Source organism: Spartobacteria bacterium UBA695 (assembly GCA_002298145.1).
Taxonomy (GTDB): domain Bacteria; phylum Verrucomicrobiota; class Verrucomicrobiia; order Chthoniobacterales; family Chthoniobacteraceae; genus UBA695.
Genome location: DBMP01000022.1, coordinates 44,846 through 58,800, shown reverse-complemented (window position 1 = coordinate 58,800; position 13,955 = coordinate 44,846). Strand labels below are relative to the sequence as shown.

The window sequence follows — 13,955 nt, the reverse complement described above, 5'->3', positions numbered from 1 at the left end:
AATGAAGCTCTGGCTCATCCTCGCCGCATGGACGCTGACCGCGCTCGCCGCGCCAGCACAGGCGGTTAGCCCCGAAGATCAGCAACTCCTCGCGGAGGGCCCCGCGTGCGTTCGCGCCCTGCCCGAGCTCGCCCAGTGGAGCATCGACTTTAGCTACACCTCCCCAGCGGCTCCCAACGAACCGCTCCGCCCCAAGCGCGTCGTCATCACCAAATCCGCCGTCCTCCGGCATGTGGAAAAAGTCTACGAAAGCGGCCTCAAAGGCGACGTCTGGAGAACCGGCTACATGGAAGTGGAAAGCCGCTCCAACCAGCCCCGGCTGCTCACCCGCGTCGTGGCCGGAGACGCCGTGCCCGACTTCCCGGAACTCGACTGGGTCTCGGCCAAAAACTTCGTCGGCGTCCGCACCGAGGGCGACCGGAAGTGCCTGGTCTTCCAGGAAGAACGCTTCACCGAGTTCCACGGTTCCCTCGGAATGGCCGTGGCGTTCATCGACGCCGAGAAACGGCTCCCGGTGGGCTATCGGTTCCTCAACGAGATCCGCCGCTACACCATTTCGCCCGCGCCCCCGGCCACGCTGACGATGCCCGCCGAATTCGCCGCCGCAGGCAAAGCGATGCTCAATCACATCGAGAAAACCACCCCCCACCTCTCGGCTCCGTAACCTTTTCCCCTGCCCTCAACCCGTAGTCAACATCCTGCTTACCCCGGCAAAAACCTTTTTTGCGCCCATGCCAAACCTAGCCACCTTCTCTGGAACCGTTCACGTCGTCTTTAGTTCTCACTGGGACCGCGAATGGTATTTGCCGTTCCAGAAATTCCGGGGAAAACTCGTCGCCATGCTCGACCGGATTTTCGACGAGCTCGAAAGCGGCCGCCTCGCTGCCTACCAGATGGATGGCCAGTTCATCCCGGTGGAGGATTACCTGCAAATCCGCCCTGAAAAGGAAGCGCTCATCCGCCGCCTCATCGCGGAGGGCCGCTTCAAAGTGGGCCCGTGGTACGATCTGCCAGACGTTTTTCTGGTGAGCGGGGAGTCGATCATTCGCAACTTCCAGCTCGGGATGCAGCGCGCGGAAGCCTTTGGCCAAACCGCCAAAGTCGGCTGGCTGTGCGACATTTTCGGCCACAACAGCCAGATGCCGCAGATCCTAGCGCAGCTCGGCATCGACAATGCCATCCTCTGGCGCGGCGTGGACCCGTCCATCAAGAGCCCGCTGCGCTGGGAAGGGGCCGACGGCACGCAAATCCTGGCCCACCGCTTCCCGGAAAACGGCTACACCGATTTCGCCTTCGACGTTCGCAAGGCCAACAAAGCCGACGAGATCCCGACCATGGAAGAGATGGTCTGCAACGCGCTCAAGCATTTTGAAAAGCTCGCCGGGAGCAGCACCGCGAACGATTTGCTGATGTTCGACGGCGCGGATCACATGGAGTTTAACCCGGTGATCGTCGAACTGCTGGAGCGGCTCAACCAACAAGCGGGGCGCGAAGTTTTCAAGGTCTCCACGCTGGACGCTTACCTCGCCGCGCTGCGCCTGGAGAAGCTGGAAACGCCCGTCATCCGGGGCGAACAGCGCCGCACGGCTACGATGGAGACCTTCGGCTGGCTCATCCCCGGCGTCGGCAGCAGCCGCATCCCGCTCAAGCAGGCCAACCATGCGAGCGAGACGCTCCTCACGCTTTGGGCTGAACCGTGGTGCGCCACAGCCCGGCAAACCCTCGGGGCCGAGTACCCGTTCCGCGCGCTAGAGCTGGCCTGGGAGTATTTGCTTAAAAATCATCCGCACGACAGCATCTGCGGGTGCAGCCCGGACGCGACTCATGATGCGATGCCCTACCGCTTCGAGCAAAGCCGCCAGATCGCCGAATTCCATCTCGACGCCGCGCTCAACGCTGTCGCCGCCGCCGCGCTGCACGACCAGCTCTCGCCGGGAGAGATCGGCCTGAGCCTCTTCGCGCCCGCCGCAGGCCTGCCGCAGAGCGCCCCGGAGGCGCAAGTCCGGCTGCCAAAAGACTGGCCGCAATTCAGCGAATTCTTCGGCTTCGAAACCAAGCCTTCCCTGCGCATCGTCGACACCGAGGGCCGCGACGTCGCCTACCAGCTGCTGCAAGTGACGCCCTCCAGCGCGCATCTCCGCATGCCACCGATGCACTTCCCGTGCGCCGAGGACCGCCAGGGCATCCGCCTCGCGCTGGAGACCATCGTCACGCCCGGCGAAGTCCGCCACTTCATCCTCAAGCGCGCAGAGGGTCCCACGCGCAACGCCAGCCAAAGCCGCATCGGGATCGGCCGCGCCACGCTGCGCAACAAACGCCTGGTAGTCAGCGCGCAACCCGACGGCACGCTGACGATCACCGACCTCGCCACGGGCCGCGCCTACCCGGGCCTGCTCGCCATGGAGGACACGGCGGATATCGGCGACGGCTGGTTCCACGGTATCGCTCTCCAGGATCGGCCCTGCCTCTCGACCGGCGGCAACGTCAGCTTTGGCGTCATCGAGAACGGACCGCTGCTGGCACGCTTGCAGATCCGCGTGGAATGGCAGGTCCCGGCAGAGTTCGATTTTCACGCCAACGTTCGCGGCAGCAGTTACGCGCCGCTAGTCGTCGAGCACGTCGTGACGCTGCGCAAGGGGGCGGACCACGCCGAGGTGGAGACGACCGTTGCCAACACCGTGCGGGATCACCGCTTGCGCCTCCTCTGCCCAACCGGCCTCGCTGCCGCTGACACGTTCTGGGCCGATACGCCTTTTGACGCCGTGGAGCGCCCCATCGCGCTTGGCGATACGCACACGCAGCGGGAAATCCAGGTCGAAATGACGCCGCAGCAAAACTGGGTCGCCCTATCGGATCATACCCAAGGTTTGGCTCTTCTGGCTCCCGGGCAATACGAAAGCGCTGTGCTCGACCAGCCGGACCGCCCGCTCTGCGTCACGCTGCTGCGCTCCTTCCGCCGCGCTGTTTTCACCGATGGCAACGACGGCGGCCAGATCCAGGGGACGCACCGCTTCCGCCTCGCGCTGAAACCCTTCTCGGGGGAGGTTCCCGCGACCGATCTTTTCCAGCTCGCCCAGGCCATCGCGGCTCCGGTTCGCACCGTCACGACCGAGCTGCCCGACCTGCGCCACCTCGCGCCCATCACCACCAAGAGCGCCTTGCGTCCGCGCGCCGAAGGCCCCGTGGTGCTCACGGCCTGCCAGCTTTCCGCGCCGGATCAATGGACGTTGCGCGTCTTCAATCCCTCGGACGAGCCGCAGACTGTCCAGCTCTCGGGAGCAAGGGCCTGGAGCGTCGTGAATTTCCGTGGCGAAAACCCGGAACCCGTCAGCGAACCCACCGCCACCGTTCAGCCGCGCCAGATCCTTACCCTACTCGCCTCCGCGTGACCCGCCTCCGCTCGTCATGATCATCACTTGTAAGAAAGAGGTCCCGTTCCGCTGGATCTTCTTCACCGTCTTGCCGTGGATCTCCTACGCTTTCAACAACCAGACGATGAGCGTGGCGTTCTTGTTTTCGCTCAAGAAGTTTGTGGAGAACCCGGCGGGGTTGACGTTCATCATCAGCCTGCCGGGGTTCATCTCGATCCTCGTCGTGCCGGTGGTCAACTTCACCTCCGACCGCATTTGGACGCGCTTCGGGCGGCGAAAGCCCTTCGTGCTCGGGGCGTGGGTCGGCACGGCCACGGCGCTGGCGCTCATGCCGCTGATGCCGAATTTCTGGGGCCTGCTGGCGGTCTATTTCCTCTACCATCTTTTCAACGACATCTGCGGCCCCACGGGCCCGATGGACCCGCTTTGCCAGGAGGTCGTGCCGCCCTCGCAGCGGGGCCGGGGCACGGGCATGAACCAGTGGCTGGGCAACCTGACGACGATGGTCTTTTTCTTCTTCGCGCTCGGGCGCTTTGATGATGTGCGCTACATGGCGGGCCTGCCGATTTCCGGCGAAAAGGCGATCTACTGGAGCGCGGCGCTCATTGTCGCGGCGCTGTTTATCTGCGTCTCGCTGGGCATTAAGGAAATGGACCAGAAGAGCCGCCTCCGGGGCGAGCGCCTGAATATCCGCAACTTTTTCTCCGGCATTTTCGACCGCGATTTGTGGCCCGTGTTTCTGCTTGTCTTCAGCGTGACGATGCTCAACTCCAGCCTCGGCTCGCTCGGCAATCTGCTCTACACCGACCAGTGGAACTACACCAAGCAGGAGATGGGCGTCAACGTGGTCATCGGCGGGCTCATCAACATGTTCGTGATCGTGTTCCTCGCGATGATCGCCGACAAGCTCAACCGGATGCGCGCCTACCAAGTGCTCATCTGCATCGCGCTCTTTATCAAGGCGGCCTACTTCGGCTATATCAACTACATCCTGCCCGATCACCGGCCCTCGCTGGTGGAGCTGGTGGTTTTTGGCGAAACGCTTTCCATCGTCGGCATCCTCACCGGCATGATCTACACGCCGCTGGTCTACGACTACGTGACGCGCAACAAAATGGGCACCTACGCGGCGGGCGCGGGGATGCTTGGCAAGATCACCTATCTGATCACCCTCAATGGTATCGGCCTATTCGTCTGGGGCTACGCGCTGATGTTTCAGCCCCCGGCGGGTGAGATGGCCTGCGTGGTACTGAAAGACGAAGCGGCGCAAGCCGAGGTGCGCTCGCTGGTGGCCTCCCACGCGTGGACCGATCCGCAAACCGGGGCGGCCATTTCCGCCGACAATCTGCACGTTAAATCCTGGATGGCCAACGGCGTCGATCTTCCCGCCGGGCATTGCTGGGAAATCCGCCTGCGCGATAAGAGCAGCGAGGAGCTGGCGGCCAGCAAGGAGCGGATCAACAAGGAAATCGCCGCGATCGGCGTGAAGGAAAACGTGCTGCGCAATTCGCTGGCCAGTGCGCCTTCCGCCGACTCCGCCGTCGCCGAGGCTAAGCGCCAGGAAGCCGACGGACACAAGACCCGCATCGAGTCGCTCGCGGGGGAAATCCAGCGCGTCAATGAAGAGCTGGCCACCCGTGCCCAGGGGCTACAAGCCCAGGCGGCCCAACTCTTCGGCGAGCGCATCCTCTCCGACGGCGGCCAGATCCTCGGGGCGAAATTTACCGATGCACTGGTGGCCGAATTCCCCGTCACCGAGCGGCCCCAGGGGGCGTATCTCGAAAAACTCCTCACCGAACTGCGTGAGGAGCGGGGCGACGTCATCGACCTGCGCCCGATCAAGCGTGAGGAAGGCTACGGCCTCGCCGTCAGCTTGCTCGTCAACGCGGGTTCCGACGATCCGCAGCTCGCCCGAGACGTCCTGGCCACGCTCCGGCGGCTCGCCGCGAAACGCGCCCTTTTTCCCGCTGACGCCGCGCCCACCGCGCTGCGCCACGAACGGGCGCTCGCCATGGATTTGATGGTAATCGAGGAACCGCTCGACCGCCGTGTTTCGCCCATCATGAAGGTGGCCAACGGCGTTCTGCGGTGGTTCGACGCCGCGCCGCGTCCCGAGCGGCGGCTCTCGGCCATCGCGCGCGTTCTGCGGCTCCCCGAGGAGACCGATCACGTGCGGGTCTACCCCGGCCCGGACGGCTCCAAGACCATTTCCGTCATCGCACTCATGAAGCCCAATGCGGCCCAAGCCCCGAGTGCGCAAAACCTGGATGATCCCATCGCCAACCGCTTGCGAGACCTCCTTGCAGGTGAAGCCCCGGCGCTGGCGCCGCAGGTGAGGGCCTTCTACGACCGCGTGGTCACTGCCGGAGCAGCCAAGCAGATCACCGTCGCCCGGCCCTTTGTGCGCACGGCTTACGCGCCGATGAAGTACGACTACATGGCGGGCTACATCTGCATGTTCGTCCTCGGCTTCATCGGCCTGGGGCTGACGTTCCAGTTCCAGAAACTCGAACGCAAAGGGCTCATTCGCAAACGCGGCATGGAGGAGGCGCAAGTATCATGAACGCACCCATTACGCCCGGGCACGCCGGGGAACAAATCGCGGCGACTTACACGCCAGGCTATGCGCGGATGAAGCTGCTCGCCATCGTCCTCGGCGCGCTGATCGCTGCCGCCGGGGTCTCGCAAATGTGGATTCCGCTCCAGCTCCTCGCCATCGGCGGGCGGGCCACGGCGGAGGCCACGCAGGTCGTCAAAACCACGCCCGGGATGCGCGACCAGGTGTTCCGCACCGACCTGGAAATCCACGCGCACCTGGAAACGCGCGACCGCGACAGCACATTCTGGAATGAGTTCCGCTTCACCGACGCCCAGGGGCGCGAGGTCAACGTCCGCTCGACTGTCGGCAGCCAGCTCAAGCCGCTCGCCCCGCTCATCGACGAGGACGGCCTGCCTACCACGCTCCCCGTTCACTACCACCCGGCGCGGCCGGAGCTGGTCTCGTTCCCAACGCTCTTTAGCACCTGGTTCGTGCCCGGCCTGATGACCCTCGTGGGGCTCGGCGTCGTGTTCGCCGGATCGGTCCTGCTTTACTGGTCCCGCAAGCCCATCGAACTGCCTCACCTCGGCTCAAAATAAACATCTATGATTCTCACCCGTCACCCATCCAACCCGATCCTCGACGCTTCAAAGATCCCCTACCCCGGCTCGCTCATTTTCAACGCGGGCGTGGCTAAGTACCAGGGGCAATACGTCATGATTTTCCGCAACGACTACTGCGCGGAGGGCGAGGCCGCCTGGGCCGATCTCCGCGCGGGGCGGCGCACGACGAGCCCCGGCTTCGAGACCTCCATCGGCATCGCCACCAGCCGCGACGGCATTTCTTGGGACGTGGCTCCCAAGCCGTGCTGGAAACTTAAGACCGACGAGATTCTGCGCGTCTACGATCCGCGCCTGACGGTCATCGACGGCGTGGCCTACGTCTGCTTTGCCATGGATACGCGCCACGGCATTCGCGGCGGCGTGGCCAAAACGGAAGACTTCTCTGCGTTCGAAATCCTCACGGTCAGCTCGCCCGATAACCGCAACATGGTCCTCTTCCCCGAGCGCGTCGGCGGCAAGTATTTCCGCCTGGAGCGGCCCTTCACGGTCTACAGCCGGGGCTGCGACCGTTTTGATCTCTGGTCGTCCCGCTCGCCGGATCTCCGCTACTGGGGCGATAACGAGCTGGTCTTGGCCGTGGAGAATGTCCCCTTCGCCAATGACAAAATCGGCCCGGCGGCCCCGCCCATCAAAACGGCCCGGGGCTGGCTGACGACCTTCCATGCCGTCTGGCGCGACCCGGAGGCCAACTACGGCGGCTGGGAGCCGAAGTGGAGCAAGAAGTACATGGCGGGCCTGATGCTGCTCGATCTCGAAAACCCCTCCAAGGTCGTCGCCATCAGCGACCAGCCGCTGATCGACACGGAAGCGCCCTACGAGCGCAACGGCTTCCGCAATGACGTGATTTTCCCCGGCGGCATGATCCTGGAAGACTCGGGCGAAGTGAAAATCTACTACGGCGCGGCCGATACCGTCGAATGCCTGGCCACGGCCCACGTGGATGATCTGCTGGCGCTCTGCAAACCGGTCCAATGAAAACACGCGCCCTCCCCTGCAACGATGGCGGCGAACTCTGGGATGTGATTGTCGTGGGCGGCGGCCCAGCCGGATGCGCCGCGGCCATTGCGGCGGCCCGAGAGGGGGCCAGGACGCTGCTGCTGGAATCCACCGGCGCGCTCGGCGGCAATGGCACGGGCGGGCTCGTCCCGACCTGGTGCCCGTTCTCGGATAAGGAGAAGATCATCTACCGGGGGTTGGCCGAGGAGGTGCTCAACCGCTGTAAGGCCGGGGAGCCGCATGTCGATCCGAAAACGCTCGACTGGGTGCCCATCGACGCCGAGCTGCTCAAGCGCATTTACGATGACCTGGCCACCGAGGCCGGGGTGCACCTGCTTTTCCAGACCTCGCTGGCTGCCGTGACGCGGGAGGCCGACGGCAGCCTCGCGCTCGTGGTCAATAACAAGGCCGGGCTCACGGCCCTGCACGCCAAGGTCTACATCGACGGCACGGGCGACGCCGATTTATGCGCCTGGGCCGGAGCGGAGTTCCATAAAGGCGACGACGACGGCGAGCTGATGCCCGCCACCCACTGCTTCCTCCTCGGTAACGTGGATGAGTACGCCTACCGGACGCTCTATGGCGGTGGCTGGGTACTCCACCCCAATAACCCCGGCAGCCCCATTTACCAAATCCTCGCCTCCGGCAAATACCCACTCATCACCGACGCCCATTTCTGCACCACGCTGGTGGGCCCCGGGCTGGTCGGCTTCAATGCCGGGCATCTCTGGGAGGTCGATAACACCGATCCGGAGAGCGTCAGCCGGGCGCTGGTGCTCGGGAGGGCGATGGCGGCGCAGATTCGCGACGCGCTCGCCGAGTTCTGCCCCCGCGCCTTTGCCAATGCCTTCCTGGTGGAGACGGCGGGGATGATGGGCATCAGGGAATCCCGCCGCGTGGTGGGCGACTACGTGCTTTCCTTCGACGACTACCTGGAGCGCCGCTCGTTCGAGGACGAGATCTGCCGTAACGCCTACTACATCGACGTCCACTCTGCCAAGGCGCAGGCCGCCCGCGACACCCAGGGCTCGGCGAGCCACGAGACGCGCACCTTCCGCTACGGCCCCGGGGAATCTCACGGGCTCCCCTATCGCTGCCTGCTCCCCCGGGGGCTGCGCAACGTCCTGGTGGTCGGGCGGTCGATCTCCTGCGAGCGGATCGTCCAGGGGAGTGTGCGGGTGATGCCGGTCTGCCTGGCCATGGGCGAGGCTGCCGGGATCGCTGCCCAGCGCGCGGCCTCGGAGCATGAGGGGGATGTGCGCGCCGTCAACGTGGCCGCTCTGCGCGAGCGCCTGCGGGCCCGGGGCGCTTATCTTCCTTGAGGATTCATCAGGAACGTGAGGAGTGGGCCCACCAGCCCGCAGCTAAAGCCGTGGTGTCGCGGATTTTACACCCTGGTCAGCAATCACCAGTTTTTTTGCCACCCGGTTCCGGCCCCGTCTGCGTATTTCTCCTGAATCCAGAAGTGCTTCAATAGCTGGCATGTGCTATGCTAATGGCTCGAACTGGATTCAAACCACGTCATGAACCTGGCCAACTATAATGTCGACGGATTTTTCGATGAAATGTTGCAATCCGACGGGTCCCCGCGTCCCGGCGCGTTGCATTTGGTAAAAAGCCTGGCCTGCTTGCCTCAGGGCGAGCTGGAACAACGCCAGCAGGCTGCCGACCGAGCCCTCATCCAATCCGGTATCACGTTCAACGTCTACAGCGACAACCGAGGGGTGGAAAAAACGCTTCCTTTTGACCTAATCCCCCGGATCGTCCCGGCCACTGAGTGGTCCCGGCTGGAAAAGGGCTTGAAGCAGCGCATCACGGCGCTCAACCTCTTCATCGACGACCTTTACCACGACCAGAAAATCCTCAAGGACGGCGTGATTCCGCGCGAGGTCATCGCCTCCTCCCAGGGCTTCCAGCCCAAGTGCGTGGGGCTCAATCCTCCGCGCGGCATCTGGTGCCACATCTCGGGAACCGACCTCGTGCGCCACGGCGACGGCGAGATCTACGTCCTGGAGGACAACCTCCGATGCCCCTCAGGCGTCTCCTACGTGCTGGAGAACCGGCGGCTGATGAAGAGCCTTTTCCCGGAAATCTTCAACGTCTCGCCCATCCGGCCCGTGACGAACTACCCGAGCCGCCTGCGCGATTTGCTGGAATACCTCGCCCCGGACGGCACCACCAAGCCGCGCGCGGTCGTGCTCACGCCGGGCCGCTATAACTCGGCCTACTTCGAGCACTCGTTCCTGGCCCGCCAGATGGGCGTTGAGCTTGTGGAAGGGAGTGACCTGGTGGTCTCCGACGACAACCGCGTCTGGATGCGCACCACCGCCGGATTCGAGCGCGTGGATGTCATCTACCGCCGCCTCGACGACGATTTCCTCGACCCGGAGGCCTTCCGGCCCGATTCGCTCCTCGGCGTCCCCGGCCTGATGCGGGCCTACCGCGCGGGCAACGTCGCCCTGGTCAACGCCCCCGGAACCGGCGTGGCCGATGACAAGGCCGTCTACGTCTATGTACCGAAGGTCATTAAATATTACCTGGATGAAGAGCCGATCATCCCGAACGTCCCCACCTACCTCTGCTCCGAGGAAAAGGAGCTCGCCTACGTGCTCGAACACATCGGGGAGCTGGTAGTCAAGGCCGCCAATGAATCCGGCGGCTACGGCATGCTCGTCGGCCCGGCCTCCACCAAGGCCGAGCAGGCGGATTTCGCCGACCGCATCAAGGCCAATCCGCGCAACTACATCGCCCAGCCCACGCTCTCGTTGTCTCGGGTCCCCACGCTCTGCGACGGCTCCATCGAAGGCCGCCACGTCGATCTGCGACCCTACATTCTCTACGGCAAGGAAATCTTCGTGCAGCCGGGCGGGCTGACCCGCGTGGCCCTGCGCAAAGGCTCGCTGGTCGTCAATTCATCCCAAGGTGGAGGCACCAAGGACACCTGGGTCCTCTCCGAAGACTCTCAAGAGGAGGAAGCCGCATGTTAAGCCGCACCGCCGAGGATATCTTCTGGATGAGCCGTTACGTGGAACGCGCCGAGAACGTGGCGCGCTTCGTGGACGTGAACTTGAACCTGATGCTGGAAACGCCCTTCAGCCAGCAGCAGTGGATGCCGATCGTCGCAACCACGGGCGATGAAAAGCTCTTTACCAAACGCTACGGCAAGGCCACCCAGGAGAACGTCATCCAGTTCCTCACCTTCGAGGAAGAGAACCCGAACTCCATCATCTCGTGCCTGCGGGCCGCGCGCGAAAACGCCCGGTCCACCCGCGAGGTGACCTCCTCCGAGATGTGGGAGCAGCTCAACACGTTTTATCTATTCGTCGCCGACGCCGCCCGGCACGGTGCGCGCATCGACAGCCTGCACGAATTTTTCACCAAGATCAAAGAGGGCAGCCACACCTTCAACGGCATCACCGACGCCACGATGACGCACGGCGAAGCCTGGCACTTCCTGAACATGGGCCGCATGATCGAGCGGGCAGACAAGACCTCGCGTATTCTCGACGTGAAGTACTTCATCCTGCTCCCTTCCTCGCAGCAGATCGGCACCCCCGTGGACGAAATCCAGTGGGCGGCGGTGCTCCGCTCGGCCAGCGCGTTCGAGATGTACCGCAAGCAGAATGCGCGCATTTCGCCCAACGGCATCGTCGATTTCCTGCTCTTCAACCTCGAATTTCCGCGCGCCGTCCGCTACTCGCTGGGCGCCGCCCGGCAGTCGCTCCACGCAGTCTCCGGCACTCCGCTGGGGCAGTTCCGGACCAACCCGGAGCGGCTCCTGGGGCAGCTCTGCTCCGAGCTGGCCTACCAGTCCGTAGACGAGGTGGTTAATAACGGCCTCCACGAATTCATCGACCAGCTTCAGACCAAACTCAACCAGGTGGGTAGCGGCATCCACGAAACTTTCTTTGTTCGCCGGGCTCCGCAGAGCACGACCAACGGTTTCCAGAACGCCACCATGCAGTAATTTGGGGCCTTAAGTTCCCGGAAAAGATTGCCGTGAGCCCAGGGGGGCTTCTACGCTAACCCCCTAACCCAACCGAATGTTTGAGCCAACCAATCCCCAGCTAACCTTCGCGGGGTTTTCTGAAGAGCCGATGAGCGCCGAGTGGGCACCGCTCATCCGGTGCATCGACGGCCTCGGGCCCTACGAAATGACCTCCCGCATGGCCACGGCGCGCCGGGCCTTGCGCGAGCAGGGCGTGGCCTGCCATGTCTCGGGCAGCGCACCGGAACAGGGGATCGACCGCCCCTGGGAGCTCGACGTCCTGCCGCTGGTCATCGCCCCGGCGGAGTGGAAAACGCTCGAAGTCGGCTTGCTCCAGCGCGCCCGCCTCCTGAACCGCCTGCTGGCCGATCTCCACGGCACCCAGCACACCCTGCGCGACGGTTGGCTGCCCGCGCCGCTCATCTACGCCAACCCGAACTACCTCCGCGCCTGCCAGGCCGTGCGGGTGCCGGACGGGAACTACCTCCCCTTCTACGCCGTCGATCTCGCCCGTTCACAGGACGGCCGCTGGTGGGTCCTGGCCGACCGCACGCAGAACCCGGCCGGGCTCGGCTTCATGCTGGAGAACCGGGCGCTCGTCTCTCGGGTGCTGCCGGAGGCGTTGCAGGCCGCCCGCCCCCGTTCGCTCGACGGCGCGCTGCCGCTCCTGCGCGAGCGGCTCCAGCGGCTCTCGCCCTCCACCAACGGCGGCAGCACCGTCGTCGTCCTCACCCCCGGGCCGCGCAACGAAGCCTACTTCGAACACACCTTTCTCGCCCGCAAGCTCTGTTGCACGCTGGCCGAGGGGGCCGACCTCACGGTGCGCGACCGCCGCGTTTACCTGAAAACCCTGGACGGCCTGCGCCCCGTGGACGTCATCCTGCGCCGCGTTAACGACGCCTACTGCGATCCGCTGGAGTTCCGGGGCGACTCGCTCCTGGGCGTTCCCGGGCTGCTCGAAGCCGTCCGGGCCGGGAACGTCGCCCTGGCCAATGCCCTCGGAAGCGGGCTTGTCGAATCCCCCGCCTTCCTGGCCTTTCTGCCCGGCCTCTGCCGACTACTGCTCGACGAAGACCTCGCCCTTCCCTCGGTGGCCACCTGGTGGTGCGGCGGCGGCAGGGAGCTGCGCGAAGTGCGCTCGCAGCTTCAGCGCCTGGCCGTGCGCTCGGCGTGGTCCCTCTCGGGCGTCTCCGAACGCGGCGGCGGACCGCTCGAAATGCGTCTCTTGGCCGCTCCGCACGAGTACGTCGGCCAGGAGGAGGTCCTCCTATCGCGCATCCCGGCCTTCCGGCCCGACGGCACGCGGAGCATGGAGCCCTTCTTCATGCGCGTCTTCTTGACGGGCGACGGCACCAATTACCAGCTCCTCCCGGGCGGCCTGGTGCGCTTGCCCGGGCGCGAATCGCTCACCTCCGGCCTCTTTCCGCTGGCCCAACGGAGCAAGGACGTCTGGGTCCCCTCGGAAAACGCCGAGGCCCCCGCCGTGCCCCAGATCGTCGTGGAAACGGCTAGCACCCGCACCCCCATCGACCTGCCCAGCCGCGTGGCCGATAACTTCTTCTGGCTGGGCCGCTACGCCGAGCGCCTCGAAGCCACCGCCCGTATCCACCGCTGCCTGCTCGGCTGGAGCCTCGAAGCCGGGGGCGCCCCACGGCTCGACGCCCTCAACGCCATGTCCTGGCGCATGGGGATCGAGCTGCCCGGCCACACCGCCCTGCGGGATCTGATTGGCCGGATTCACCTCGCCGCCTTTGCCGTGCGCGACCGCCTTTCGGCCGACACCTGGCGGCTCCTCAACCGCCTGCCCACCCGCGCCGAGTGCATCCCCTCCGCCCCCCTCGACGCCCTGGAGCTGCTCAACACCCTGGTCCTCGACCTGGCGGCCTTCAGCGGCATGGAAATGGAGAACATGACGCGCGGCCACGGCTGGCTCTTCCTGGACATCGGACGGCGCATGGAGCGCTCGGCCAACCTGCTTTCCCTCGTCCAGTCCGTCACCGACGCCCCGGCGGGCACCGACCTGCTCTACGAGCCGATGCTGGAAATCTGCGACAGCGTGATCACCTTCCGCCGCCGCTACTTCACGGCCATCCGGCTCGTCGACGCGCTCGATCTCCTCCTCTTCCACCGCGACAACCCGCGCTCCCTCGCCTTCCAGATCGAAGCCCTGGAGCGCTCGGCCGGAATGCTGCCCGAGGAAACCAACCAGACCGGCGTGGAGCAGATCCGCTGGCAGATCACCGCCCTGGCCGCCAAGGTCCACACGACCCGCCTGGAAACCGGAGCAGGCGGCCCCGTCGTCGATGGCAAACCGCTGCGAGAGACGCTCCTGGGCTTTACAGGCCAGCTGCGGAAGGTCTCCGAATTGCTCACACAGACCTACTTCAGCCACAGCATCCCCAGGGTCAACTAGCCACTCTCCCCCCGCCGTAAACCAG

The 13,955-nt window shown here is 64.9% G+C and carries 9 protein-coding genes; all 9 read left to right on the top strand.

What is annotated here, in order from left to right; translation table 11 throughout:
• Window position 1 precedes the first annotated feature (1 nt).
• The 9 genes from B2828_RS12200 to B2828_RS12160 all read left to right on the top strand — a co-directional run bounded on the left by B2828_RS12200 (window position 2) and on the right by B2828_RS12160 (window position 13,930).
• Window positions 2–664: a hypothetical protein gene (locus B2828_RS12200; RefSeq protein WP_479634024.1), complete on the top strand. Its 663-nt coding sequence runs from the start codon at window positions 2–4 to the stop codon at window positions 662–664.
• Window positions 665–731: 67 nt separating this feature from the next.
• Entirely contained in the window at window positions 732–3,389 is a 2,658-nt protein-coding gene (locus tag B2828_RS12195) for a glycoside hydrolase family 38 N-terminal domain-containing protein (RefSeq protein ID WP_479634023.1), read from the top strand.
• Between the two features lie 16 nt (window positions 3,390–3,405).
• Window positions 3,406–5,934 carry an MFS transporter gene (locus tag B2828_RS12190; RefSeq protein ID WP_479634022.1) on the top strand — a complete coding sequence of 843 codons (2,529 nt, stop codon included), beginning with the start codon at window positions 3,406–3,408 and terminating at the stop codon, window positions 5,932–5,934.
• Entirely contained in the window at window positions 5,931–6,509 is a 579-nt protein-coding gene (locus B2828_RS12185; protein ID WP_479634021.1) for a hypothetical protein, read from the top strand. Before B2828_RS12190 ends, B2828_RS12185 begins: the two co-directional genes overlap by 4 nt.
• 6 nt (window positions 6,510–6,515) lie before the next feature.
• Window positions 6,516–7,508, top strand: coding sequence for a glycoside hydrolase family 130 protein (locus B2828_RS12180; RefSeq protein WP_479634020.1), 993 nt, complete (start codon window positions 6,516–6,518; stop codon window positions 7,506–7,508).
• The gene (locus B2828_RS12175; protein WP_479634019.1) at window positions 7,505–8,851 is read left to right on the top strand and encodes an FAD-dependent oxidoreductase; all 1,347 of its coding nucleotides are present in this window, start codon (window positions 7,505–7,507) and stop codon (window positions 8,849–8,851) included. The genes B2828_RS12180 and B2828_RS12175 overlap by 4 nt, the downstream gene beginning before the upstream one ends.
• A gap of 201 nt (window positions 8,852–9,052) precedes the next feature.
• The gene (locus B2828_RS12170; RefSeq protein ID WP_479634018.1) at window positions 9,053–10,516 is read left to right on the top strand and encodes a circularly permuted type 2 ATP-grasp protein; all 1,464 of its coding nucleotides are present in this window, start codon (window positions 9,053–9,055) and stop codon (window positions 10,514–10,516) included.
• Window positions 10,510–11,496 carry an alpha-E domain-containing protein gene (locus tag B2828_RS12165; protein WP_479634017.1) on the top strand — a complete coding sequence of 329 codons (987 nt, stop codon included), beginning with the start codon at window positions 10,510–10,512 and terminating at the stop codon, window positions 11,494–11,496. Before B2828_RS12170 ends, B2828_RS12165 begins: the two co-directional genes overlap by 7 nt.
• 76 nt (window positions 11,497–11,572) lie before the next feature.
• Window positions 11,573–13,930: a circularly permuted type 2 ATP-grasp protein gene (locus tag B2828_RS12160; protein WP_479634016.1), complete on the top strand. Its 2,358-nt coding sequence runs from the start codon at window positions 11,573–11,575 to the stop codon at window positions 13,928–13,930.
• The last annotated feature ends 25 nt before the right edge of the window (window positions 13,931–13,955 follow it).